General features: G+C 41.9%; 25 protein-coding genes. 21 read left to right on the forward strand and 4 right to left on the reverse strand.

Features of this window, described 5'->3' with window-relative positions:
- Positions 1–44: 44 nt before the first annotated feature.
- The 4 genes from ycaO to PSV17_RS08750 all read left to right on the forward strand — a co-directional run bounded on the left by ycaO (position 45) and on the right by PSV17_RS08750 (position 4,075).
- Complete coding sequence (ycaO, locus tag PSV17_RS08735; protein WP_300481639.1) at positions 45–1,796, forward strand: 30S ribosomal protein S12 methylthiotransferase accessory factor YcaO; 1,752 nt, start codon at positions 45–47, stop codon at positions 1,794–1,796.
- An 85-nt stretch (positions 1,797–1,881) separates the two neighbouring features.
- Positions 1,882–2,496 (forward strand): sigma-70 family RNA polymerase sigma factor, encoded by a 615-nt coding sequence (locus PSV17_RS08740; protein WP_300481641.1) that lies wholly within the window; start codon positions 1,882–1,884, stop codon positions 2,494–2,496.
- 4 nt (positions 2,497–2,500) lie between these two features.
- Positions 2,501–2,950 (forward strand): cupin domain-containing protein, encoded by a 450-nt coding sequence (locus tag PSV17_RS08745; RefSeq protein ID WP_300481642.1) that lies wholly within the window; start codon positions 2,501–2,503, stop codon positions 2,948–2,950.
- Positions 2,951–3,010: 60 nt separating this feature from the next.
- Positions 3,011–4,075, forward strand: coding sequence for a hydrolase (locus PSV17_RS08750; protein ID WP_300481643.1), 1,065 nt, complete (start codon positions 3,011–3,013; stop codon positions 4,073–4,075).
- Between the two features lie 30 nt (positions 4,076–4,105).
- Here the strand turns inward: PSV17_RS08750 and PSV17_RS08755 are convergent, their stop codons facing one another.
- Positions 4,106–4,636, reverse strand: coding sequence for a group 1 truncated hemoglobin (locus PSV17_RS08755; protein WP_300481645.1), 531 nt, complete (start codon positions 4,634–4,636; stop codon positions 4,106–4,108).
- Between the two features lie 25 nt (positions 4,637–4,661).
- Entirely contained in the window at positions 4,662–5,627 is a 966-nt protein-coding gene (locus tag PSV17_RS08760) for a DUF3034 family protein (protein WP_300481647.1), read from the reverse strand.
- 306 nt (positions 5,628–5,933) lie between these two features.
- On the opposite strand from PSV17_RS08760, the gene PSV17_RS08765 reads away from it, so the two are divergent.
- From PSV17_RS08765 to PSV17_RS08835, 15 genes are all read left to right on the forward strand, one after another.
- Positions 5,934–6,998, forward strand: coding sequence for a cyclopropane-fatty-acyl-phospholipid synthase family protein (locus PSV17_RS08765; RefSeq protein WP_300481649.1), 1,065 nt, complete (start codon positions 5,934–5,936; stop codon positions 6,996–6,998).
- 6 nt (positions 6,999–7,004) lie between these two features.
- On the forward strand, positions 7,005–7,547 hold the full coding sequence (locus PSV17_RS08770; protein WP_300481652.1) for a DUF2878 domain-containing protein: 543 nt from the start codon (positions 7,005–7,007) through the stop codon (positions 7,545–7,547).
- Positions 7,544–8,323, forward strand: a complete 780-nt coding sequence (locus tag PSV17_RS08775; protein ID WP_300481654.1) for a DUF1295 domain-containing protein — start codon at positions 7,544–7,546, stop codon at positions 8,321–8,323. The genes PSV17_RS08770 and PSV17_RS08775 overlap by 4 nt, the downstream gene beginning before the upstream one ends.
- A 2-nt stretch (positions 8,324–8,325) precedes the next feature.
- Complete coding sequence (locus tag PSV17_RS08780) at positions 8,326–8,961, forward strand: DUF6134 family protein (RefSeq protein ID WP_300481656.1); 636 nt, start codon at positions 8,326–8,328, stop codon at positions 8,959–8,961.
- A 68-nt stretch (positions 8,962–9,029) separates the two neighbouring features.
- A complete protein-coding gene (locus tag PSV17_RS08785; protein WP_300481659.1) occupies positions 9,030–9,554 on the forward strand; it encodes a lipocalin family protein in 525 nt (174 codons plus the stop codon).
- A 21-nt stretch (positions 9,555–9,575) separates the two neighbouring features.
- A complete protein-coding gene (locus tag PSV17_RS08790) occupies positions 9,576–10,553 on the forward strand; it encodes an acyl-CoA desaturase (RefSeq protein ID WP_300481661.1) in 978 nt (325 codons plus the stop codon).
- A gap of 19 nt (positions 10,554–10,572) precedes the next feature.
- Complete coding sequence (locus PSV17_RS08795) at positions 10,573–11,826, forward strand: FAD-dependent oxidoreductase (RefSeq protein ID WP_300481664.1); 1,254 nt, start codon at positions 10,573–10,575, stop codon at positions 11,824–11,826.
- A complete protein-coding gene (locus tag PSV17_RS08800; protein ID WP_300481666.1) occupies positions 11,827–12,603 on the forward strand; it encodes a DUF1365 domain-containing protein in 777 nt (258 codons plus the stop codon). It abuts the gene before it with no gap.
- Positions 12,603–13,874, forward strand: a complete 1,272-nt coding sequence (locus tag PSV17_RS08805) for a cyclopropane-fatty-acyl-phospholipid synthase family protein (RefSeq protein ID WP_300481668.1) — start codon at positions 12,603–12,605, stop codon at positions 13,872–13,874. Before PSV17_RS08800 ends, PSV17_RS08805 begins: the two co-directional genes overlap by 1 nt.
- Positions 13,875–13,921: 47 nt before the next feature.
- On the forward strand, positions 13,922–14,374 hold the full coding sequence (locus PSV17_RS08810) for a YhcH/YjgK/YiaL family protein (RefSeq protein ID WP_300481671.1): 453 nt from the start codon (positions 13,922–13,924) through the stop codon (positions 14,372–14,374).
- Positions 14,375–14,419: 45 nt separating this feature from the next.
- Positions 14,420–15,127: a tRNA (5-methylaminomethyl-2-thiouridine)(34)-methyltransferase MnmD gene (mnmD, locus tag PSV17_RS08815; protein ID WP_300481673.1), complete on the forward strand. Its 708-nt coding sequence runs from the start codon at positions 14,420–14,422 to the stop codon at positions 15,125–15,127.
- 20 nt (positions 15,128–15,147) lie between these two features.
- Positions 15,148–16,356 (forward strand): FAD-dependent 5-carboxymethylaminomethyl-2-thiouridine(34) oxidoreductase MnmC, encoded by a 1,209-nt coding sequence (gene mnmC / locus PSV17_RS08820; RefSeq protein ID WP_300481675.1) that lies wholly within the window; start codon positions 15,148–15,150, stop codon positions 16,354–16,356.
- Positions 16,357–16,409: 53 nt separating this feature from the next.
- Positions 16,410–18,296: a PQQ-binding-like beta-propeller repeat protein gene (locus tag PSV17_RS08825; RefSeq protein WP_300481678.1), complete on the forward strand. Its 1,887-nt coding sequence runs from the start codon at positions 16,410–16,412 to the stop codon at positions 18,294–18,296.
- Between the two features lie 540 nt (positions 18,297–18,836).
- On the forward strand, positions 18,837–20,795 hold the full coding sequence (locus tag PSV17_RS08830; protein WP_300481679.1) for a tetratricopeptide repeat protein: 1,959 nt from the start codon (positions 18,837–18,839) through the stop codon (positions 20,793–20,795).
- 72 nt (positions 20,796–20,867) lie between these two features.
- Positions 20,868–21,962, forward strand: a complete 1,095-nt coding sequence (locus PSV17_RS08835) for a PilT/PilU family type 4a pilus ATPase (protein WP_300481680.1) — start codon at positions 20,868–20,870, stop codon at positions 21,960–21,962.
- 11 nt (positions 21,963–21,973) lie between these two features.
- Here PSV17_RS08835 and PSV17_RS08840 read toward each other — a convergent pair whose 3' ends face one another.
- Positions 21,974–22,876 carry a DMT family transporter gene (locus PSV17_RS08840; protein ID WP_300481681.1) on the reverse strand — a complete coding sequence of 301 codons (903 nt, stop codon included), beginning with the start codon at positions 22,874–22,876 and terminating at the stop codon, positions 21,974–21,976.
- 154 nt (positions 22,877–23,030) lie between these two features.
- On the opposite strand from PSV17_RS08840, the gene dapC reads away from it, so the two are divergent.
- On the forward strand, positions 23,031–24,215 hold the full coding sequence (dapC, locus tag PSV17_RS08845) for a succinyldiaminopimelate transaminase (RefSeq protein WP_300481923.1): 1,185 nt from the start codon (positions 23,031–23,033) through the stop codon (positions 24,213–24,215).
- Between the two features lie 223 nt (positions 24,216–24,438).
- Here the strand turns inward: dapC and miaA are convergent, their stop codons facing one another.
- On the reverse strand, positions 24,439–25,392 hold the full coding sequence (miaA, locus tag PSV17_RS08850) for a tRNA (adenosine(37)-N6)-dimethylallyltransferase MiaA (protein ID WP_300481683.1): 954 nt from the start codon (positions 25,390–25,392) through the stop codon (positions 24,439–24,441).
- A 135-nt stretch (positions 25,393–25,527) separates the two neighbouring features.
- On the opposite strand from miaA, the gene PSV17_RS08855 reads away from it, so the two are divergent.
- Positions 25,528–25,902, forward strand: coding sequence for a DUF6394 family protein (locus tag PSV17_RS08855; RefSeq protein ID WP_300481685.1), 375 nt, complete (start codon positions 25,528–25,530; stop codon positions 25,900–25,902).
- Positions 25,903–25,918: the final 16 nt, after the last annotated feature.

A 25,918-nucleotide genomic window follows, 5' to 3' on the forward strand; every position in this document is an offset into this window, starting at 1 on the left:
GCTCCGCATGATATTCTGTAGACTTTTAGCTAAGAGCCTTCAAAATGACTGCCAACTCAACCACCACAGAAACCTTTATTCCTAGCAAGGATGCCTCACTAGAATCATCCATCCGCACGCTACAAGGCAAGCTGGAGGCACTCGGCATTCAAGTAGAAGAAAAGTCATGGCTGAATGAGATTGAAGGCATTTGGTCTGTGCATGTGATTGATCGCGACTGCACTCGCCTATTTACTAACGGTAAAGGCGCTTCTCAATTAGCGGCTCGTGCAAGTGCATTGGGCGAATATTTCGAGCGTTTAAGCACCAACTATTTTTGGACGCATTTTTACCTAGGCGAAACCATTGTTAATAAAGAGTTTGTGCATTATCCAAATGAGCAATGGTTCCCCCTCAAGGGTGATAAATGGCCTGCTGGCTTGCTTACACCTGAGCTACAAAAATTCTATAACCCAGAAGGCACAGCCATTGCCAGCCAACTGATTGACTTAAATTCTGGCAATAAAGAACGTGGCATTTGCGCGATTCCATACAAGCGTTTGCGTGATGACAAAACCGTTTTTTTTCCAGTTAACCTAATCGGCAATTTATATGTAAGTAACGGCATGAGCGCCGGTAACACTTTAATGGAAGCTCGCACACAAGCACTGGCAGAAATTTTTGAGCGTGACATTAAGTATAAAATCATCCGCGAAGGTATTTGCTTGCCAGATGTACCAGAAGCCGTAATTAACCGCTTTCCGCGCATCGCAAAAGGTATTAAAGGCTTACGTGACGCTGGTTATGGAATTTTAGTAAAAGACGCCTCATTGGGCGGAAAATACCCAGTGATGAACGTCACGCTACTTCACCCTGAAGACCAAGGATGTTTTGCCAGCTTTGGCGCTCACCCACGCTTTGAAGTGGCGTTGGAGCGTGCATTGACCGAGTTACTACAAGGCCGCGCCTTAGATAGCTTAAAAGGCTTTGTCGCACCAGGTTTTGATATGGAAGAAATCGCTGATTCACAAAACTTAGAAATTCACTTTGTAGATTCTAGCGGCGTGATTAGCTGGGACTTCTTACGCAGCACGCCAGATTACGAATTTGTCGATTGGAACTTCGGTACTACAACAGAAGAGGACTACAACTGGTGCGTTAACACCATCCATAACAGCGGCCACGATATGTACATAGCCGACTTTATGCATTTAGGCGTGTATGCTTGCCGCATTTTCGTGCCCGGCATGAGTGAAATCTACCCTGTTGAAGAATTGGAATGGGAAAACAATACGGTAGGTAACTTAGTGCGCCCTTTTGCCTTGAAACTACAAAATTTAACGCAAGAAGAGTCTGCTGAACTATTAGAAACGTTGCTGGATTTAGATCTAGCAGATGAACTACCAGTAACTACGCTAATTGGATTATGTGCGGATGCTGGCACCACTTGGGTAGACTTGCGCGCTGGTGAACTTAAAACCTTAGCCGCTTTAGCCGCAGGCGACACAGACAATATTCTCGATGGTTGCGCTTGGATTGCGCAGTTCAACGAGCTTCCAGCTGCACGCGCTAAAGTTTACCGCTGTGTTGCCAATTTAGTGCAAATTGAAGAAGAGTTAGAAAATGGCGACACTGCTTTATTTGAAGCCAATCTAACGCTAATGTATGGCAATGAAACCTTGGCTCAAGCGCAGCGCTTAGTAAATCAAGCAGAGCAATATTTTGGCTTAGGCAATTTAGGCGCCAATATGGAAGGCAGCAAAATGCATCAACAATTATTGGCCGCTTATCGCAAAGTTTGGAAACAGTTAAATTAGGCATAAATAATAACTTATCGCAATTTTATATAAAAATTGCATCCAAAAACTCTTATGAAGCGTAATACTTTATATGAGAGTTAATTTGTTTAAAAACACCATGGTTGAACTTATGTACGTTACACCTACGCATTTGCCCGACCTTTCGCCGCCATCGGATATGATCACCTTGATTGGCAGAATGGCGAAAAAAGACGAGTCATCTCTTGAAGCTTTTTATGATATGACATTATCAAAAGTGTATGGACTAGCGCTTAAAATCACTCGCCGCCATGACTTAGCTGAAGATGTTGTAGGCGACACTTACTGGCAGGTTTGGCATCAAGCCGTCAGGTTTGATATAAACAGAGGCGTGCCAATGGCATGGTTAATGCTCATTTGTCGATCACGCGCTTTAGATGCATTACGTAAATTAGACGAAGCTGAATCTCACCCTGAGCCTATTGAGTTAATGGAAGCATCTGATTTTTCATGCCCTACGCTTGAGAAAATGCTGACTTTAGAAAAAGATTCTGCGCTACATATTGCTATGGCAAAGCTTACTGCCATTCAAAGACAATTAATTGCGCTCGCTTTTTTTAAAGGCTATACACATCAAGAAATTTCTGAACAAACCAACTTACCATTGGGCTCTGTTAAATCCCATATTAAACGTGCGCAAGCCTCACTAAAAGACGCACTCTCGCATCAGGAGGACTAATTTTATGGCTAAAGACAAAAACTTAAGTGCTATAGAGGCATTGGATGCCACTGTTGTTAGCGCAGTAGCTTCAAGCCTACTACCCACCATTCCTGCACCTGAAGTAGCAAGCAGAATGAAAGAAACCTTATTCAATAGAGTTAAGACTTCTGAAGCTAATCAGCGCTTCATGTTTGCCGATCAAGGCGACTGGCACACCATTGCAGAAGGCGTGCAAGTTAAGATATTAAGGCAAGAGTCTGATAGTCGCTCAGCATTGGTTAAAATGGCGGCGAATAGCTGCTTGCCTGCGCACGAACATCATTTTGATGAAGAAGCTATCGTGTTAGAAGGTGACGTTTGGCTCGAAGACATTTTATGCGGTATTGGTGACTATCACCTTGCCCAAGCTGGCAGCGCTCATCGCGAGATTCGCTCTGAACATGGCTGTTTATTATTTATTAGAAATGCGTAGTCTTTTTGAGTCGCACACCTAACTCGCCAATCCGCCTTGAACAAATATAGCTTAACTTTTATGATGATATTTGGATTTATGGCAACACCTAGTGTTGCTGAAGAAGCATATTCAGCGCCATTTTGGCTGCCTAGCGGTCATCTGCAGACTATTTACCCAGCAGTAATCACGGCTAAACAACAAGTTAAATATCGTCGTGAGCGCTGGGAGTTAGATGATGGCGACTTTATGGATGTGGATTGGTTAGATACCGAAAATGACAATGCTAAAGCTATAGATAGTGAAAGCAAACCAACGGTCGTGTTATTTCACGGCCTAGAAGGCAGTTCTAAAAGCCATTATGCTTTAGCGTTAATGGCTCACTTGCAAGCCAAAGGTTGGCGCGGCGTGGTGGTTCACTTTCGGGGATGCTCAGGTGAAAACAATCGTTTACCACGCGCCTATTTTGCTGGAGATAGTGCCGATATAGAAATGGCATTAACTCGCGTTAAAAAAACTGTGGGCAATGCACCCGTCTACGCAGTTGGCGTTTCATTAGGTGGCAATGCACTGTTGAAGTGGCTAGGTGAATCAGGTGAACATGCAGCTGAAATTATTCAATCGGCAGCGGCCGTATCTGCGCCAACTGACCTAGCGGCATGTGGCGTAGCATTAGATAAAGGACTTAATCGCCTGCTTTACACGCCTATGTTTGTTAATAGCATGCGTCCAAAAGCCCTTGAAAAGGCGCGCCAATTTCCTGGTTTATTGGATGAGAAAAAAATTAAATCAGCTTTGACCATCCGAGAGTTTGATACTTTAGTCACGGCAAAATTACATGGGTTTGTTGATGCGGACGACTATTGGGCTAAGAATGCTTCAAAACCTTGGCTACCCTATATAAAAGTTCCAACCTTAATTCTTAACGCAAAAAATGACCCATTTATCCCTGCTGAGTCTCTACCCGATCAATCATCCGTATCTAATTCAGTGACATTAGAAGTTACTGAAGAAGGCGGGCATGTTGGATTTATAAGTCCACCCTTCCCGGGCAATAATAATTGGCTTCCGCAACATATCATTCATTACTTTGAGTCTTTGCAGGTAAAAAGTGCGCTTACTGGTCAAATTACAGATAACCAGTAAGCGCACTTAAAATTAAATCCAGAATATTAACTATTGAGCCGATAAAGTGGTTGGTGGAACTGCCACGCCCTTAGTCGTCTCAATTTCACGATACATGGGTGCTAACTTAGCTAACAAATTGTTTTGCGCAGAAAATGGCACGTTATGCTTATCCATTGCAAATTGAAACTGCTCCACAAGCGCATTAAAAGCCTCACGATTTACTTTCATATTTGCGTGTGATGAGGTCATATCGCGACCTGAATACCTACAGCCACCATTCATTAGCTCGCACATTTGTTCAACCAACATCGCTTTAATAAAGTCTTTTTTTGGATTGTCAAAAAATGGTTTTGTGCGCGGATCTGCAATTAAACCAATCATAAAATCATCCATAATATTAACTAAACCTTCTTTACCGCCAAATGCTTTAAAGGTTTCGGTGCCTTCCATAGGCATATTACCTAAGTTTGGGCTAGCCACAGGCGCTGTGGCCTTCTCGGCGCTCATTGCAGGGATTGCTTGCATGAGTGCTGTACTAGCAAATAGCGCGACTAGTAAGGTTTTTATTTTAAAATTCATCATCATTCCTTGTTCAATCGTTAGTTTAGAAGCCAATCTGAGCAGATAGGTAAATGGACTCTTGTTTACCGTAATTTGCACCCACCGCATTAACCGTAGCAATATTTCCTAATTTGACATAAGCCGCTGTGAGTGAAATATTCTTAGATGGTGTGTAGGCTACAAAAACATCAAATGCATCATCTTCTTTAAGGTCAACAGCACCACCGACGGTATTGTCTAAGTTGTGTGGTTTAGTACGATACTCAGCACCAATGGCAACATTTTTAGCCACTAAGTAAGCGGCTGAAAGTTCAAGTTCAGGGCTGTAACTATCGTGCTTATTTCCGCCAAATCCTAAAAGTCCAAATTGGTTAGCTTTAGTCATGCGCACAGTACCGTTTAACAAGAGATTTTTATCTAACAACAACTTAGTTGCTGCTAAGTAGAAATCCACACCATGATCTTTTTTAGCGCCTATCACGCCGCCAGTTACAAAATCACCATCATGATTCTTTTTGTATTGCACACCAACTGCCAATTGAGGAATCCAGTTATCTGCATCTAATACGGCCTCACCTAAAACACGCACTTTTGCTCCAATAATAGTTTGTTCAATCTCATCACGACCAATCGCATCGGCCCCAAGCCCTGCTTTAACCTTGCCTCTTAAGTCACTCAAATCGAATGATTGCTGCGCAACTGAAAGCTCAAATCGATCATAAAAGCCTAAGGTCACACCGTAGCTATCTAATTGAAAGTCGTTTGTTTTTGCATAGGTGTAATGTACATTTCCGCCTATTTCATTGTTTGTACCATAGCCGCCTATAACAGCCCAAGGCGTCAATCCGCCACCTGCAGCACCTTCAACTTGCGATACTCCGCCAGTCAAAAGAAGTTTATTGCTATAATTTTCCGCATGAGTAATTGATGAACTAAAGCTCACCCCTAGCGTAATGGTCGAAGCTACTGTAGCCAGTAGCCGCTTTTTGAAGCAATTTTGCTTGTTCATATACTCTCCATTAAATTAAAAAATCATGATCGAGATAGCCTATCGAGTCGGGCAGAGTTGATCACTTAATTGATATACGTTAATAAACTAGATTTAGATTCAAAAAAATATAGTTAGATTAATAAGTAAAATTATTTGCATCTAGAAATAGATATACAGCGTATATGAGATGAATTTGTTATGGAAAGGAACCTACCCAATAAAGCCACGTCTACTAGTCGGTAAGTGAAATTTATTATATTTTTCATTCCACTTATTAAATAATTAAGCTCATTTAATTTACTTTAAAAACAATAAAAGGCAATTATGCAATTCACAAGTTTAGCCATTAAGTTAGCTGAAAAAGGCTTAGTGCCAGATAGCGCAATCAGGGCTGGAATTAGACAACTTTCAGAAACTCGACTTAAAGAAATACGTGCGGATAATTGCGAAGCTGGTGCGCAAATTGAAACTGAATTTGTAGCAGCGATGAACAAAGCGCCTATCGCTTTAGTGCCAGAACTGGCAAATGCGCAGCATTACGAACTGCCAACAAAATTCTTTGAATTATGTTTAGGAAAACATCGTAAATATAGCAGTTGCTTTTGGTTACCTGATACATCGACATTAGATGAAGCAGAAGCTAACGCATTGCAGATGAGCTGCGAACATGCAGATTTGCAAGATGGTCAACAGATTCTAGAATTAGGCTGTGGCTGGGGATCGCTGACATTGTGGATGGCTGCGCATTATCCTAAAAGTCAAATTACAGCAGTTTCTAATTCAAATTCACAACGCGAGCACATTACCGCAACAGCCGCACAACGCGGGCTTAAAAATATTACGGTGATTACTTGTGATATGAATAATTTTTCACCCAGTGCATTTTCGATAAACCAAGCATTTGACCGAGTTGTTTCGATTGAGATGTTTGAACACATGCGTAACCACAAACTTTTATATGGCAAAGTGCATGATTGGCTGGTGCCAGGTGGCAAGTTTTTTATGCATATCTTTGTGCATCGCTCAACTCCTTATGCTTTTGAAGTACAAGGCGAAGACGACTGGATGAGCCAATTTTTCTTCTCAGGCGGCATGATGCCTAGCGATGATTTGCCTTTACATTTTCAAGAGAAGTTAAAGCTAAACAAGCGCTGGCGCTGGGATGGCACACATTATGAAAAAACAGCCAATGCTTGGCTGGAGAATATGGATAAACATGAAAGTACGATTACCCTAATTCTAGAAGAAACCTACGGCGCGGATGAAGTAGTTAAATGGCGCAATCGCTGGCGCATATTTTATATGGCTTGTGCTGAGTTATTTGGTTATAAAAATGGCCAAGAATGGTGGGTTTCTCACTACCAATTTGAACGCCCTGCTGAAGAGTAATCAATCATGATTATTATTAATTTTATCTTGTTTCAAATAGCATGGTTTGCGTGTGTGGTAGGCGCAGGCAAAGGCATGCCTTGGTTTGGCGTAATGATTACTATGGTTGTATTAGTTTGGCATTTATCTCAAGCTAAAAGTGTAAAAGCTGAGTTATTACTGTTGTTGTGCGCATTATTGATTGGCGCTGTCTATGACCAATCCATGCTTTCTTTTGGTTTTATTAGTTACGTGAACAACGGTTGGAGTAGCGCCATTGTACCTGTGTGGATACTAGCGCTTTGGCTGGCATTCACAAGCACGCTCAATGTTAGCCTTCGTTGGATGCGCAATAAACACTTAATCGCCGTTATTTTTGGTGCTGTAGGCGGCCCATTAGCTTATTTTGGCGCGCAGAAATTGGGCGCGGTTGTTTTACCCAGCACCGCTAGTTACATTGCATTGTCTATTGGCTGGGCAATCATCACCCCACTGTTGCTTTTAATCTCTAGCCGCTTCGATGGCTTTGTCTATAGCGCTATAAAACCATTAAGAGGCCCCATCAATTGAACCATTGGCAATTATATTTTAGTGGGCTAATCAGCGTTGGTTTATTCGCGCTTGCTGGGTGGCTTATTAGTTTAGCTAGAAAGAATGTGACTCATGTAGATAGCATGTGGAGCTTATTCTTAATGTTAGCTGCTTATACCTACGCCCTATTACTTAATGACTTAACGCCACGTATGTTTTTAGTGCTGTTTTTAGTGAGCTTATGGGCAATCAGGCTCTGTGTGTATTTAACTTGGCGTAATTGGGGGCCACATGAAGATCATCGCTATGTAGCCATTCGTCAAAATAATGAACCTCATTTTTGGTTTAAAAGTATTTATATAATTTTTGGTCTACAAGCCGTTTTAGCATGGATTATTTCAATACCATTATTTGGCGCCATTGAATCAAAAGCCTTCTTAACCAGGCTAGATGTTTTAGGTGGCATCTTATTTACCTTTGGTTTTGTATGGGAAACCATAGCGGATTGGCAATTAAGTATTTTCAAAGCTAATCCTAACCATAAAGGCAAAGTACTTAATACTGGTCTTTGGCGATACAGTCGGCATCCAAATTACTTTGGTGAATGTTGTGTTTGGTGGGGATTCTATCTAATCGCTGTTGCTGGTGGTGCGTGGTGGACAATTGCGGGGCCAATTTTAATGACCTTGCTCCTACTTAAAGTGAGCGGCGTTGCCTTATTAGAAAAAAATATTGCAGAGCGGCGCCCCGGCTATCTAAGCTACATTCAAAACACAAATGCGTTTATTCCTTGGTTTCCTGAAAGGTCTTCATAGCCATGCTTAAGCCTATATTGATTAGCGGACTGTTAATGACAAGTCTAGTTTCTACGAGCATCAGTGCCAAAGAATGGGCGTTTGATGTGTACTTGGACAACAGTAAAATTGGTCAGCATGTATTTAAACTTAGCGAGACTAACGAGCTAACCAGCGCTGCGAAATTTAATGTCAAAGTGTTGTTTATTAATGCTTATCAATATGACCATAAAGCTGTTGAACAATGGCAAGGTGACTGTTTGAACACTTTGGAGTCGCGCACCATAGAAAACAAGGTAGAAAGCAATATTAAAGCAAAGTTATCTGCTCAAGAGTTCACTGTAGACGATGGCAAAGTTAAACAAAACTTACCAGCTTGCACCATGACTTTTGCTTACTGGAACCCAAAAATTATCAAACAAGCAAAGTTGTTAAACCCACAAAATGGTGAGTGGTTAGACACAAAATTTACCAACCTTGGTACTGAAACAATTGCTGTGAAAAACAAAAAAATAGAAGCCAATCACTACAAATTAGATGGCAGTTTGAATGGTAAGAGTAAATTAAAAATTGAGCTTTGGTATGCTGCAAATAACGAGTGGCTTGCACTGAAATCCATTACGCCTGAAGGCTATACAATTAATTACAAACTACGTTAATTTAACTAACTAACCAATTGAAAGTTAACTAAAATATGATTTTAAATAAATTTAAAAGAGTGCTTATTATGTCTATATTTGCCAGTATTTTATCAGCCTGTGCAACGAATAAATTACCGCCAATTGCCACAGTGCCAAAAGTGGATTTACCAAAATTCATGGGTGATTGGTATGTTATTGCTGCCATTCCTACCATCATAGAAACGCAGTCTTACAACGCCATTGAAAATTATAAACTTAATGCAGATGGCACAATCGCCACCACTTTTACCTTTAATAAAGGTAGCTTAAATGGCGAACTCAAAACTTACCATCCACATGGTTTCGTTGTTGAGAATACTGGTAATGCTTTGTGGGGGATGCAATTCATTTGGCCGATAAAATCTGAATACCGCATTGCTTATTTAAACGAGGACTATACACAAACGGTGATCGCCAGAAATGCGCGTGATTATGTTTGGATTATGGCAAGAACACCCACCATCAGTGATACGGAATATACAAAATTAACCAGCTTTATCTCAAACCTTGGCTACGATTTAAGTAAGCTACGAAAAGTGCCTCACAACGCAAGCAAAGTTACTCATCCATAAAATTAGAACGCTCAAAACACTATGCTTAAAAAGATTATTAAATGGTTTGATAATGAAGCCGTCATCATTCCTGATGATGGTCTGAATTATCGCGCAAACTGGCGCAAAATTGACTTGTGGCGAGTGGTTCCTTTTGTATTATTACACTTGGCCTGTTTCGCTGTGTTTTGGGTTGAGTTCAGTTGGTTTGCATTGGTTTTCGCCATTGCACTGTATGGCATAAGAATGTTTGCAATCACTGGTTTTTATCATCGTTACTTTTCACACAAGGCTTTTAGAACCACGCGTGTATTTCAATTTATATTAGCAGTATTCGGCGCCACTGCAGTGCAGCGCGGACCTTTGTGGTGGGCTTCGCATCACAGGCATCACCATATTAAATCGGATGAAATTGATGATGCGCATTCCCCTGTACAACATGGTTTTTTATGGAGTCACTTGGGTTGGTTTCTTTCCAATAAACACTTCTCCACACAAACGGAACGTGTGAAAGAACTGGCTAAGTTTGTCGAGTTACGCTTACTTGACCGTTTTGATGTGGTGGTACCGATACTTTTTGGCCTAAGTATTTATCTATTTGGCATGTGGCTTGAAAGTTATTACCCAGTGTTAAATACCAATGGTATGCAGTTGTTGGTATGGGGGTTTGCAATATCAACCGTGGTGTTATACCACGCTACATTTACCGTTAACTCACTGGCTCATGTGTGGGGAGATCGTCGTTACGCCACCAGCGATCAAAGCCGTAACAACCTATGGATTGCAATTTTTACTTTAGGTGAAGGCTGGCACAACAATCATCATCACTATCCAGGCTCGGCACGACAAGGCTTTTACTGGTGGGAAGTCGACTTAACCTATTATGGATTAAAGATACTTGCGGCCTGCGGCCTGATTTGGGATATCAGAACCGTGCCTAAAGCGATTCGCGAGTCAAAAAAAATAAATAGACCAATCTCAGCAGTTAAAAAGATCACTAGTTCAAAAATAACTAGTTAGACTTTAGGAAAATAGTATTTTGAAAATCGCCATTATAGGTAGCGGTATTGCTGGTAATACTATTGCATACCACTTGAACAAACAACACGATGTGACGGTATTCGAGTCAGAAAGTCATATTGGCGGCCATACTCATACGCATCATATTACGCATGAAGGACAGGAATACAATGTAGACACTGGCTTTATAGTATTTAACGACCGTACTTACCCTAATTTCATCGCCTTATTAGACGAGTTAAAAGTAGCTTGGCAACCAAGCGAAATGAGCTTTAGTGTACAAAGCGAGAAAACTGGTTTGGAGTATAACGGCACCAACTTAAACAGTTTATTTGCGCAACGCCTTAATTTATTTAAGCCGTCTTTTCATCAAATGATTCGTGATATTTTGCGTTTTAATAAAACTTCACTGGAATTACTCTCTGAGGGCAATGAAATTAAACTTGGTGATTATTTAAAACAAGGCCAATACAGCCAACAGTTTATTGACCACTACATCATTCCTATGGGTTCAGCCATTTGGTCTACAGAAGCTCGACAAATGCTCGATTTTCCAGCGCGTTTTTTTGTACGCTTTTTCCATCACCACGGCATGCTCACAGTGAATAACAGACCGCAATGGCGCACGATTACTAATGGTTCAGCAAGCTACGTAAGCGCATTGACTGAAAGCTTTAAAAATAAAATTCGTCTCAATACACCTATAGAAAGTGTGCGCCGATTAGCGGCATCTGTGCATGTTAAGCCGCTATATAGCGAAGAGGAAAAATTTGATTATGTATTTTTTGCCTGCCATAGCGACCAAGCCTTAAAACTACTTAGCGATAAAAAGCCGAACGAAGTTGAAATATTAAGTGCGATTCCCTATCAGCAGAACACTATATTTTTGCACCATGATGTTTCCATGATGCCTAAGCGTAAGCTGGCATGGGCTGCTTGGAATTACCATGTAACGAATCCACATGCTGAGCAAGTGGCCGTGACATACAACATGAATATTTTGCAAAACCTACAATCAAAAGAACCGCTGCTTGTGACTTTAAATCACACTAAATTCATTAACCCTGCCAAAGTGATTAAGCGTTTGAAATATATGCACCCAGTTTACACACTGGCGGGTGCAGCAGCACAAGCAAGGCACGCTGAAATTAGCGGTAAAAATAGAACTGGCTTTGCAGGTGCATATTGGCGCAATGGCTTTCATGAAGATGGTGTGGTCAGTGCTTTAGAAGCCATTAAACACTTTGAACAAGCTAATATTGGTAAAGCCTAAATGCTCAATAGCGCCATTTATCAAGGTTTAGTCACACACAATAGATTCCAGCCTAAGCAGCATGGCTTTCGCTACAAAGTGTTTATGATGTACTTAGATTTAGACGAACTGCCAAATCTATTTCATGGTATTAAAAACTGGTCTGCTGTCACTAGAAGTCTGGCATGGTTTAAGCGTTCTGATTACTATGGCGACCCAAAAATACCACTTAAACAAGCGATTTGTGAGCTGATAGAACAAGCCACAGGCGCTAAACCGCGAGGTGCCATACGCCTACTCACCAATATGCGCTATTTTGGGCATTGTTTTAATCCTGTCAGTTTTTACTATTGCTTTGAAGCTGATGGCACTACTCTGCAAGCCATTGTGAGCCATATCACCAACACCCCGTGGGGCGAAGATTACGCTTACGTGCATGACTTTAATCACGAAACAGCCATTGAAAAAACTAAAAATGGTGAAACTTCAGCATTTAAATTTGATAAACAGTTTCATGTATCACCTTTTATGCCAATGGATATCCAATACGATTGGGCATTTAAGCATGAAGCCAATCAGCTATTCATACACATGAAAAATCTTAAAGCTGGCGAACAAATTTTCAACGCAAGTTTAACCTTAGAACGCCAAGAGATAACGCAAAGCAGTCTCAACTGGATTCTAATTCATTACCCATTCATGACCGTTAAAGTCGTTGCTGCCATTTACTGGAACGCCCTATTACTTTGGATTAAGCGCGTGCCTTTCTATTCAAACCCAACTCAAGTCACAAAATAATGCTCAATACTCAAATTGTTCAACAAGAAACATTAACCGCCAGCTTAAAGCAAAAAAGCCGCTCAAAATGGGTAGCTGATTTTGCAAAGTCGCAAATCCTCAAACGCTTACAGCAGCTACAAAAAGGTCGATTGACACTTGTTGATGGTGATGAACAGCACACCTTTGGCAAAAATGAAGGGCTGAGTGCACGCATATATGTGCACGACCCACGTTTTTATGGCGAAATCGCTTTTGGTGGCAGCATAGGTGCTGGCGAGGCTTATATGCTGGGTTACTGGACAGCAGATAACCTTACCGATGTGATTCGACTCATGTGTGTCAATCAATCTGTCATGGATACACTTGAGGGCGGCTACCAATGGCTAACCAAACCCTTTTTACAAATACTGCATTGGCTTAATAGCAATACCACGGAAGGCAGTCGCAAAAACATTGCGGCCCATTACGATTTAGGGAATGACATGTTTGCCTTGTTTTTAGATTCCACCATGATGTATTCCAGCGCAATTTTTAACGAGAACACACCAAATCTACACGCCGCTTCAGAACTTAAACTTAAAACCATTTGCGATAAGCTGGATTTAAAATCGACAGATCATGTGGTTGAAATTGGCACTGGTTGGGGTGGCTTTGCCATTTATGCAGCAACACACTATGGCTGCCACGTGACCACTACAACCATTTCTAAACAGCAATATGAACTAGCAAAAGCCAGAGTTAAAGCGGCAGGGTTAGAAGATAAAATCACGCTATTACTTGAAGACTATCGCCATTTAACGGGCACTTTTGATAAGCTCGTTTCTATTGAAATGATTGAAGCGGTCGGGCATCAGTTTTATGACACCTACTTTGCTAAAGTGAGTTCACTGCTTAAAGCCGACGGATTAGCTTTGATTCAAGCCATCACCATTGCCGATCTGCGTTATGAAAATGCAAAAGAATCAGTGGATTTTATCCAACGCTATATATTCCCTGGCTCTTGCATTCCATCAAACACGGCCATGCTCAATAGCGTGACTAAAGTGAGCGATTTGCGACTATTCGATTTAGAAGATATTGGCCCGCACTACGCGACTACATTGAGGATTTGGCGTGAGAACTTTTTTGCCAATATCCAAGAAGTGCGCAAACTCGGTTATTCGGAAGAGTTCATTAAAATGTGGGACTTTTACTTAAGTTATTGCGAAGGCGGCTTTATGGAGCGCTCGTTAGGCGATGTGCATTTACTTTTAGCAAAACCAGAAAATCGAAGAGATGCGTTAATTTAACTTATAATAATGTCGAAGTAATGCTTAAACAGACATGAGTAAACGCCATGATTATCGACACGATTGACCATATACAACGCTATGCAGCCTTGCATCCCCTTTTCCCTCAAGTGTTCGAATACATCAAAACCGCAAATTTATTAACGCTACCAAACGGCAAACATGCCATCTTAAACGATGATATCTTTGTGCTTATTCAACGCGGTGTTGGGCAAACCAAGGCCGAAGCTAAACTTGAATGCCACCGCAAGTATATCGACATTCAGCTAGTGCTTGATGGTACAGATAATATGGGCTGGAAGCCGCTTGCAGACTGCCAACAAGCAATAGATAACTTCAACACTACCAATGATGTGCAGTTCTTTGAAGATTTACCTCTTAATTGGCTAAGCACACCGCCAAATAAATTCTGCATATTCTTCCCTGAAGATGCGCACTCAGGCATGGTCTCTGAGCATCATCTCCATAAAGCGGTTTTTAAAATTGCGGTTAAGCCTTAAAATTTAACCTTCAATTAACCCAACAAAAATAATAGTCCGTTTAATATGCAACTCCCTAGCAATACTGCCAACATCGAATGGCGCGACGGGCAACCCTACGCCAGTGAATTTCAAGATGTTTACTTTTCTACAGACAATGGTTTGCTAGAAACTGACTATGTATTTTTGCAAGGCAATGACTTAACGAAGCGCTGGCTTGATGCTGAAATGCAAACTTTCATTATTGCCGAAACTGGTTTCGGTACTGGTTTGAATTTTTTGTGCGCTGTTAGCACATGGCTTGACACAAGCCCTGAGAATGCAACGCTGCATTTTATTAGCACAGAAAAATATCCACTAAGTTTGCAAGATATGTGCACAGCATTAAGTTTTTGGCCGCAACTCAAAGCGGTAAGCGAACCATTTTTGGCGCAATATGAAAACCTAATTAACGGCGCTAATACCATTGCTCTTTATGATAACCGCGTGCAACTGAGCCTTTTAATTGGCGATGCCACAGCAAGTTTCAGCAAAATCACCAGCCAAGTTGATGCTTGGTTTTTAGATGGCTTTGCGCCCGCTAAAAACCCAGAGATGTGGCAACCCGAACTATTTCAACAAATGGCTAGGCTATCAAAAACCTCAACAACATTTGCAACTTTCACCAGTGCAGGCGACGTGCGCCAAGGTTTAATCAATGCTGGTTTTAATGTGACTAAGCGCACTGGCTTTGGCAAAAAACGTGAAATGCTCATTGGAAATTTTATCCCCTAATAAAAATCGCATACTAAAAAATGAATTCAAATCCTAAAACAGCAATCATTATTGGTGGCGGCATCGCAGGTTGTAGCACTGCCTATGCTCTAGCCAGCCGTGGCATTAAAGTTACCCTATTTGAGCGAAACACCCAAATAGCTAGCGAAGCTTCAGGCAACCCACAAGCCATGCTTTATCCACGTTTAAGTGGCGATGATGATGCCAGCCGATTTGCACTTGAAAGCTATTTGTATAGCTTAGAATTTTTTAACCAACTGCACTTGAAGCCTGCTGACTTTAACGTTTGCGGCATGTTGCAACTCGGCTTTAACCCCAGAGAATTAGTGCGCATTCAAAAAGTCGCCGCGCAAAATCATGCTGACGATATTCTGAAATACGTAAGTGCTGATGAAGCCAGCAGCCTTGCAGGCGCAACGTTGCCACATGATGCACTGTATTTTCCAAAAGCTGCTTGGGTTAACCCTGAGCAACTCTGCAAGCGTTTAGTTGCTCATAAAAATATCTCAATTAAAACATTAACTAATATCGATAGTTTATTGAAAAATAATGATTTATTTGAAATTTACTCAAATGGTCAACTCATAGAAAAAGCGGATTTTGCCATTATCGCAAATGCCAATGAAGCACAACATTTAGGCATTAACTTACACCTAAAAACGCAAGCCGTTCGCGGTCAAGTGAGCATGCTTGAAGCGACAAGTGTCAGCCAAAATATAAAATCCATAATATGTAGTGATGGCTATTTAAGCCCCGCAGAAAATGGTCAGCATTGCTTAGGTGCAACCTTCTCGGTTGATAATTTAGACACTGCATTAGATGAAGAAGACCACCAAGCCAATCTTTTCAAACTAAAAAGCTTTTCATCAGCGCTGCATGAAAACCTTAAAAACAATATCAAAGGCGGCCGCGTATCCTTCAGATGCACCTCCTTCGACTACTTTCCATTAGTAGGCAAATTGCTCGATAACAAGCTATTACAAGCCAAGCCGCCCCGCCCAAACGCCAAGCCAGAGTTATTACCCTGGGTTAACGGTCTTTACATCAACGTTGCACATGGTAGTCGCGGCTTTACCAGCGCGCCCTTTTGCGCAGAATTACTGGCGCAGATGATTTGCAATGAACCGATTACCATGAATATTGAATTCGCTGAGTTAATGAACCCCAACCGTTTTGGACTGCGTAAGCTTGGTTTAAAGCGTTTAGCAAAAATGATTTGTAGCACTTGAATAAATGGTGGTATGTTAAGCAATATCATCAAAAAATTTGAAGGCTAAAAATAATGACAAAAAAATTAAGCTTCATAGCCCTGCTCACATTTAGCCTCCCCACCCTCACGCAAGCCGCCCCCGACCTAGACCGCGCAATGCACAATCCCAATAACTGGGCATACCCACGCGGTCAATACAATAACCAAGGCTATAGCGAACTTAATCAAATCAATACCCGCAATGTGAAAGACTTAAAACTGGCTTGGACGTTTAGCACAGGTGTTAATCGTGGTCACGAAGGCGCACCCTTAGTCATTGATGGAGTTATGTATCTACACACAGCCTTTCCTAATAACGTCTATGCACTCGATTTAAACAATGACCAAAAAATACTCTGGTCTTACTTTCCTAAACAAGAACCTAGCACCCAAGCGGTATTGTGTTGTGATAACGTGAATCGCGGTTTAGGCTTTGGTGATGGCAAAATCTATCTACAACAAAACAACGGCATGCTCGTTGCGCTTAATGCCCAAACAGGCAAGCTGGAATGGCAAGTACAAGTCAATGACCCTAAAACAGGTGCAACCAACACCAATGCCCCGCAAGTGATTAAAGATAAAGTGCTGACAGGCTGTGCAGGTGGTGAGTTTGGCGTGCGTTGCTTTATGGCAGCCTATTACTTAAAAGATGGCGCACTCGCTTGGAAAGCCTATTCCACAGGCAGTGATGCCGATGTACTGATAGGCAATGATTTTAACCAAGCCAATCCACAATACAGTGCTTTAAGTGTGTACCAAGACGTGAATGGCGGTAATAAACAAGGCGGTTCATTTAAGCCTTTAGCCAATGAGCAACTTAAAACAGGCGAAAGCGAATTAGGCATTCGTACTTGGTTAAAACCACAACAAGAAAAAGACGGTTGGCAGAATGGCGGTGGCGCAGTCACAGGTTATTTCTCTTTTGATGCTAAAACCAATTTAGTCTATTACGGTACAGGCAACCCAGGGGTTTGGAACCCTGACGTTAGGCCGGGTGATAACAAATGGGCAAGCAGTGTGTTTGCGCGAGATGTGGATACCGGCCAAGCTAAATGGGCAATGCAAACCACCCCACATGATGAGTGGGATTATGATGCGACGAATGAAGTGATTTTGTTTGAAAATAAGGGTAAAACTTACGCCACACAGCTGAACAAGAATGGCTTTATTTATACTTGGCAGGCGAATAATGGTAGTTTGATTGCGGCGGAGAAGGTGCATCCGTTTGTGAATTGGGCGACGGGGGTGGATTTGAAGACGGGAGTACCGAGTAAAGACTCTAAGTTCAACACACATCAGGATTTTAATACTAAAGGCATTTGCCCAACCAATATGGGGGCGAAAGGTATAACCCCTGCGGCTTATTCGCATAAAACTGGCTTGGTATACGTGTCACTGAATCCGTACTGCATGGAATTTGAACCTACAAAATTAGATTACACATCAGGAAAACCATGGGTGGGAACGTTTGCGAGCCTATTTCCTAGCGGCTTTTATACTAAGATTGGCTTCTCATATGAGAAATCACCTCGCGGCATCTTATCTGGTATAAACCCTATAGACGGTAAAACTGCTTGGATTAAAACAGAGACTTATTCGCTCTACAGTGGAATGCTAACCACCTCATCCAACCTTTTAATATACGGGACTTTAGACCGCTGGTTTAAAGCTTTGGATGCTAAAACTGGTAATCAGCTTTGGCAAGCACAATTAGGCTCAGGTGTTGTTGGTAATCCATTTACATATAGTTATAAAGGAAAACAATATATTGGAACAATTTCAGGTTTTGGTGGCTCACCACAAGTGGCGCAAAATCTAACTATATGTCCACAAAATGAACGGTGTTCAAAAAATGACCAGTTCGCAGGTGCGTTTATTACAGAGCCTAGCGGCGGCGCAATAAGCGTCTTCAGCTTATAACATTAACTCGTCATTCTGAGCATAGCGAAGAATCCCGTCGTTTGAACGAGTCTTAAAACTTAGTTTCTTCGCTTTGTTCAGAATGACATTGATTGATGGCTTGTAGCCTTATGCATTGAATCAACATTCCTTTTCGCCTCTAGGCGAGCCACTTTATTTTGCTTGTCCAAAATAAAGTAACCAAACAAAAAGACACCCTCTATCGCGTTCCTGCGGAATTCCCTACATTTCACTTGCTGTTGGGCGGCAATAGGAAACTCGCTTTGCTCAAACAGCCGCTTGCCGAAAGCTCCCAACAGCAAATAAAATGTAGGCGCGATAGCAAGGGAGTTAAAGTCAAAACCCTTTAGCCCGCGTAGGGCGGATTAGCTTGCGTAATCCGCCGCATGAGAGTCTTCAAGTTCTTAAAACCTACAGTCGGCGTAATATGCTTCGCTATTGACGCCCTGCTTTAAAACACTTCAAACTAAGCATAGTGAAAAATAACGAAGTTTTTAGTTTATTTCATCAGCCGCCTCTATTTTCAATTAAAATTGTCTCATGCAAACTTCAAACGAAAACGCGCTTAAACATTATCAGCAAGCTTTATTGCACAACCCCAAAGATACTGTTGCGCAAATCAATTGCGGCAATTTGTGTGTTGAACTGAAACGCTATGAAGAGGCGGCTGGCTATTTTAGGCGGCTGCTGCGGATATTCAAAAATAATGAGAATATTCGCAATGCCTTATGTTATGCCTTGCAAGAACTTGGCAACGAATCTCATGCTCAGGGTCGGTATGTTGTAGCAGAGGCTTGTTTCGAAGAGGCTTTGCAAAATCAACCCAGAAACGCGGCTTATTTGTACAACTTAGGCAATGCGCAACGTGAGCTTGGTAAGCCTAAAGAGGCGGCTGTGCAATATCAAAAAGCGATTCAGCTTAGCCCTGATGATGCCGATATTTACAACAATTTAGGCAATGTGCAACGCGAATTAGGCCTGTTAGATTTAGCGATTACAAGTTACCAAAAGGCTTTAGATTTAAACCCCAAGCTTTACCATGCACAAGTGCACTTGGTTCACCAAAAACAGCATATATGCGACTGGGAAGGCTTAGAAGCTGATATCTCAAACATTCGCGATTGGGTTAAAAACGTGCCAGAAGCGCAAATTTCGCCATTTGCTTTTTTAGCCATGCCAACGACGACAGCGGAAGAACAAAAACTGTGTGCAAATAACTGGGTGAATAATCGCTATGCCACACTCATCAAACAAGCTGATACGCTTAACTTTCAAAAGCCTCGCATGGAAATTAGTCATTCCGTGCCTGACACGGAATCTAGTGGCTTAAAGTCTCTGGATACCGACTTTCGTCGTCATGACGGTGCTGTAAAAATAAAAGTCGGCTATCTATCGGCTGATTTCAGGTTGCATCCGCTTGCATTCTTAATCAGCGAATTGATTGAATTACACGACCGCACAGCATTTGAGATTGTCGCTTTTTCATACGGCGTGAATGACAAAAGCCGTGCCCGAGTTCGGCTAGAAAAGGCTTTTGACGAGTTTCATGATATTCGCAATCTATCTGAAGTTGATGCGGCGAAGAAAATCAACGCACTCCAAATCGACATTTTGGTGGATTTAACAGGTTTTACTCAAACCAGCCGCAGCGGCATTGCTGCTTTACGTCCTGCGCCTATCAATGTGAACTGGCTTGGCTTTCCGGGCACCATGGGAATGATGAGCGATAACAAACCTTTGTTCGATTACATATTGAGTGACAGCTTTATCACACCCGCTGAAACAGCAAACCACTATGCTGAACAACTCGCGCTGCTACCGCATTGCTATCAACCAAATGACCGTAAACGCCCTATTGGTCAATCGCCTAGCCGTGAAAGCTGTCATTTGCCAGAGGGTGTCTTTGTGTTTTGTTGTTTTAACCAAACTTTTAAAATCACACCTGAATTTTTTAGAGTGTGGATGCGTTTGTTAAAAGCCGTACCAAACAGCGTGCTATGGCTGTTAGAGAGCAATCAATGGGCTAAGCAAAACTTAATCAACCAAGCTGAAAAAAACAATATTGCGGCTGAACGTTTGATATTTGCGCCTCGCATGAGCATTGCGGATCATTTAGCACGCCACGTTCATGCCGACTTGTTTTTAGATACAGCGCCCTACAACGCCCACACCACTTGCAGCGATGCTTTATGGATGGGTTTGCCAGTATTAACCTGCGTTGGCGAGACCTTTGCAGCGCGGGTGGCGGGCAGTTTATTAAGCGCGGCAGATATGGCAGAGTTAATCACCTATTCACTAGAAGAATATGAAAATAAAGCAGTTCATTTGGCTAATAAACCTACAGAACTTGAAGCCATTAAACAGAAGTTGCTTGCCACTCAGCTTACTTCTAACTTGTTTGACACCAAACAGTTTGCAGGCAACTTAGAACGTATTTATCAATCCATGTGGCAGCAATACTCAAGCACATCAAAATCAAATGATAAAGCTGATAAGTAGTGTAAAAAATTATGCTAAAGTCACGCAGATAACATTTTTACTCACGATTAGAAAAATAAATAGGGTTAAATTATGGCCGCAATCGACATCAGTCCAATCTTAAAATTCATGCTAGATAAAGGCGGCTCCGACCTGTTTTTTAGTACAGGCGCAAGCATTCATATTGAAGTTGAAGGCGATACATTGCCTATCAACAACCAAGTTATGACACCTGGTATGATTAAAGAAATTGCTTACTCGATGATGACTGCAGATCAAATCATTGAGTTTGAATCAACGCTGGAATGTAATTTTGCAATTAGCAGGAAAGGTGTCGGTCGTTTCCGGGTAAACGTATTCAGGCAACGCGGTGAAGTGGGCATGGTGGTACGTCATATTAAAACAGACATTCCATCAATAGAATCATTAGGGCTTCCGGTGATATTAAAAGATTTAATTTTACGCAAGCGCGGCTTAATTCTTATAGTTGGTGCTACAGGCTCTGGCAAAACTACCACCCTCGCCTCTATGATCGATCATCGTAATGCAACGTCAAACGGTCACATTCTTACGCTTGAAGATCCGATTGAGTTTATTCACCCGCACAAAAAATCAGTGGTTGACCAACGCGAAATTGGTATTGACACTTTGTCTTTTGAAAATGGCCTTAAAAATGCCATGCGCCAAGCGCCAGATGTGATATTAATTGGTGAGGTACGTGATATGGATGGCATGAAAAATGCCATGGCATATGCTGAAACTGGCCATTTGTGCCTTGCTACATTGCATGCTAACAATGCCAACCAAGCACTTGAGCGCATTATTTCATTCTTTCCAGAAGATGCTAGAACAGGCTTATTGCTTGGCTTATCCATGAATTTAGTTTCTATTATTTCACAACGCCTCATTCCAGGAAAACTCAGCAAGCGCGTTGCGGCTACTGAGATTATGATTAATACGCCTTACATTTCAGAGCTTATTCAAAAGCAAAAAATGGGAGATATGAAAGACATGATGGCTGACAGCAATGACATCGGTATGAATACATTCGATCAATCTTTATTCAGGCTATTTAGCAACGGTAAAATTGATGAAGAAAATGCGCTGGCAAATGCCGACTCTCGTAATGACTTATCATTAAAAATTCGTTTTGCGGCTGAAGGTAGTCGTAATTCTAGCTTTGGTTAATCTGCGTACGACTAATCATTGCTATTAAATGCGGCAAATATGGAGGCAGCTACAATTAAACTGCCGCCTATCCATTCGTTTATTTCCATAGTTTCATGCGCTAAGAAATATGAGGCAATAGCGGCAACAACCAACTCAAAAACAAATATTACGGAAGCCTTCGTGGCCGCCAATTTGGTAACGCCATACTGAACTATTAGCGTTGCTAAGACTAGCAAAGAGGTGGCCGCTAACATAATGCCCCATTGGCTTGCGCTAAAAGTCTGCGGCGCAGGTAGAGCAGTTTTGGTCACAGCAATATAAACTAGCGAAACGATTAACACACCTAGCCATACTGCATACGATTTTGCTCTAATACTTATCTGAGCAGAACGCCGAGTAATCACATTCGTCAATGAAAAGCCTATACCCGAAGATAAAGCTAGCCACTCGGAAGTGTTTCTAGGTAAAGGTAAGCTACTCACACTAGGCTGATACAGCATGACGAATGCACCCAATAACGAAACTGCAATCGCGATATAACCCGTCAATTGCGTTTTCTCTTTTAGCCAAAAATGCGCCAAAATCAAAGTCCAAAGTGGCGATAAATAAAACAGCAACATCACACGCATGACTTCACCATCAATCACCGCTAGAACATAAGCTAGGTTAGTCCAACCAGCTACTGCTCCCAACACCAGAATCATAGGAGAAAGTGACAATATGCCGCGCCAATGTTTAGCGCAATAAACACTTGCAAAAAATGCAGCGATCAAATAAGTATAGAAACTTGAAACCGAGCCAGAAATCCCAGCCTCTGCCATCAGGCGATAGGGATACCATATAATTCCCCAGCACACCGCTCCTAATAATAAACCCAAAACCGCTAAGTATTGTTTGGATGCCGGGGGAGATTTGTTATTACCGTTAGTCACATTATTCACTTTTCGATTAATACCTGGGAAACGCCATGCGGGGATATATTGATGACCACTTAACTAAAGAAACAACAGGAAACACTATAAAAAATAACCAAAATGATGGTAGCCGCATACGTTATATTGCATGCGCTATATTACAATACAAGCTATGAATCCAAACTTAAATCTACTACAGCCTTACCCTTTTCAACGCTTACGTGATCTTTTTAAAGGCATTACGCCTAACCCTGAATTTTCACCTATTAACCTTTCGATTGGCGAGCCTAAACATGCCACACCACAGCTCATTAAGGACGCATTGGTGAATAGTTTAGCGGGTTTGGCTAGCTACCCAACTACCGTTGGCTCCTTAGCGTTACGTGAAGCAATTTCCAATTGGATTACACGCCGTTATGGTGTGCCAGCACTTAATCCTGAAACTGCGATTTTGCCAGTAACGGGTAGCCGCGAGGCATTATTTGCTTTTGCGCAGGTGATTATTGATAATTCTAAAACAAAGCCAGTAGTGATCTCGCCGAATCCGTTTTATCAAATATACGAAGGCGCAGCATTTTTAGCTGGGGCTGAACCTTATTTTCTCAATACATTGCCTGAGAATCAGCATGCCATGGAGATTGAGAGCGTACCTGTAGACGTGCTAAAACGCACCCAATTAGTGTATGTTTGCAGCCCAGGAAATCCTTCTGGCAAGGTCATGTCGTTAGCGCAATGGAAAACCATGTTTGAGTTGTCGGACAAATACGGCTTTGTCATCGCGGCAGATGAATGTTATTCAGAAATCTATTTTGATGAGAGTAATCCGCCACTTGGTGCGCTACAAGCCGCTCACAAACTTGGTCGCGATTATAAAAACTTAGTGATTTTCAGTTCACTCTCTAAGCGTTCAAATGTTCCAGGTATGCGCTCTGGCTTTGTGGCAGGCGATGAAAGCATTATTGAAAAATTTACGCTCTACCGCACCTATCATGGCTGCGCAATGAATCCTGCGGTGCAAGTGGCTTCTATCGCGGCTTGGAATGATGAAGCTCACGTGATTGAAAACCGTACACTTTATACGGCTAAATTTAACGTAGTGACGCCATTACTGAAAAATGTATTAGACGTTGAATTGCCAGATGCCGCATTTTATCTATGGGCGAGAAGTAAACAAAGTGACACAGAACTCGCGGTAAAGCTTTACCGTGATTTGAATATTACCGTATTACCAGGTAGCTATTTAGCTCGTGAAGCGCATGGATTAAACCCGGGTGAAAACTTCATTCGCATGGCCTTGGTTGCTTCGCATGACGAATGTGTTGAAGCCGCAAAACGTATGGCCGAGCACTTAAAATAAAATCTCATTAAATCTAGATTGTTCATTAGTGCTTCAGTTTTTGTACCACGGGCACTCCAATTATCTAAGTGCTAAAGCACTTGATAAATTGTATGTAGGAGCGACGCCTCGTCGCGATTTTCACCATAGCTTCGCGACGAGGCGTCGCTCTTACAGTGAGCTGCATGTTATTCGATGCATTAATTATCCAATGGATAATCTCGGTTTAACTTAAATTAGTTTATTAAGTTAACTTAGTAATAAATTGATTTACTTCATTAAATACCAATTCATTTAGTTCTGAATTCAAACAATCTAGTTCCACATTGTCATCCATACCTCGTAACCAAGTAAGCTGACGCTTCGCTAACTGGCGCGTAGCAAATATCCCTCTATCACGCAATTCAGCAAGGTCAAATTCGCCTGCAAGATGCTCTAAAGCTTGCCGATAACCCACACAGCGCATTGAGGTGGATTCAGGCGTTAATGATGGATATTTCGCAATCAGTTGTTTAACCTCATCCACAAAACCATCTTTGAGCATTTGCCCAAATCTAATGGCGATGCGTTCATGTAACACTTTGCGATCGCTTGGTACTAAGGCAATTTTGAGTAGCGTATAAGGTAAAACTTCATTCGTTTGCTTGGCATAAAGCGCAGACATTGCCTCACCTGTGAGTTCAAACACTTCCAAAGCACGCTGAATACGCTGCGTGTCGTTAGGCTCTAATCGCGCAGCGGTGATTGGGTCAACCAAAGCTAACTTCTCATGCATGGCTGGCCAGCCGATAAATGCTGCTCGCTTATCTAAGCGCGCACGAACTTCTGGGTTAGCTTCTGGCAAACCACTTAAACCCTCTTGCAATGCCTTAAAGTACAACATGGTGCCGCCCACCAATAACGGAATCTTGCCGCGCTCCGTAATATCCGCCATCAATCGCACAGCATCAGTTCTAAAATTTGCTGCCGAATATGCACTAGTTGGCTCAATGATGTCGATTAAATGATGCGGCGCCTTTGCCAAGGTTGTAGCGTCAGGCTTGGCCGTACCAATGTTCATATCTTTAAACACCAAAGCAGAATCAACACTGATAATTTCAACTGGAAGCTTTGAAATAAGGTCAACCGCCGCGCCAGTCTTGCCACTTGCAGTTGGGCCCATTAGAAAAATAGCGGGCGGGTACGATTTTTGAGTCATTTGCTCTTCAGTTTTTAAAAATAGTAATGCCAGAAAAACTCACAGAGGTTAACCGATTAATTTCAAATTAAACCAATTAATAATCTGGCTTGTATAATGCTGATTATATATCACTCATTGTTTAGGTAGCCCAGCATGAATTTAGAAAAAGTAGTATTCGGATTTTTTATTGTTCTCGCCATGACGCTTAATTTTGGCTTTTTTCTTGGGGATATCGATAATCCAAGCCATCACCATGTTTACGAGCTGTATGCAGCTATCATTGTGAGTTTGATTGCCACCGTGCTTAAATTTGGTGATCGCACACATTTGGGTGCAATTTTACTCTCAACGAGTTTGGCAGCAGATTTGCAACTGATTACTGCCGCTATTCTATGGGCAGCACTTGAAGGTCGGATGGAAATGCAAAGCCTCACGGTATATATCGTTTCTTTGTCAGGAGGCGCACTCATGGCTAATTTCATCTCAGTCATCCTTCTGATTGCCGAAACGATTAGCCAACGCCGTTAATTGATTGATGCTATCG

The organism is Methylotenera sp., from assembly GCF_029946165.1.
Taxonomy (GTDB): Bacteria; Pseudomonadota; Gammaproteobacteria; order Burkholderiales; family Methylophilaceae; genus Methylotenera.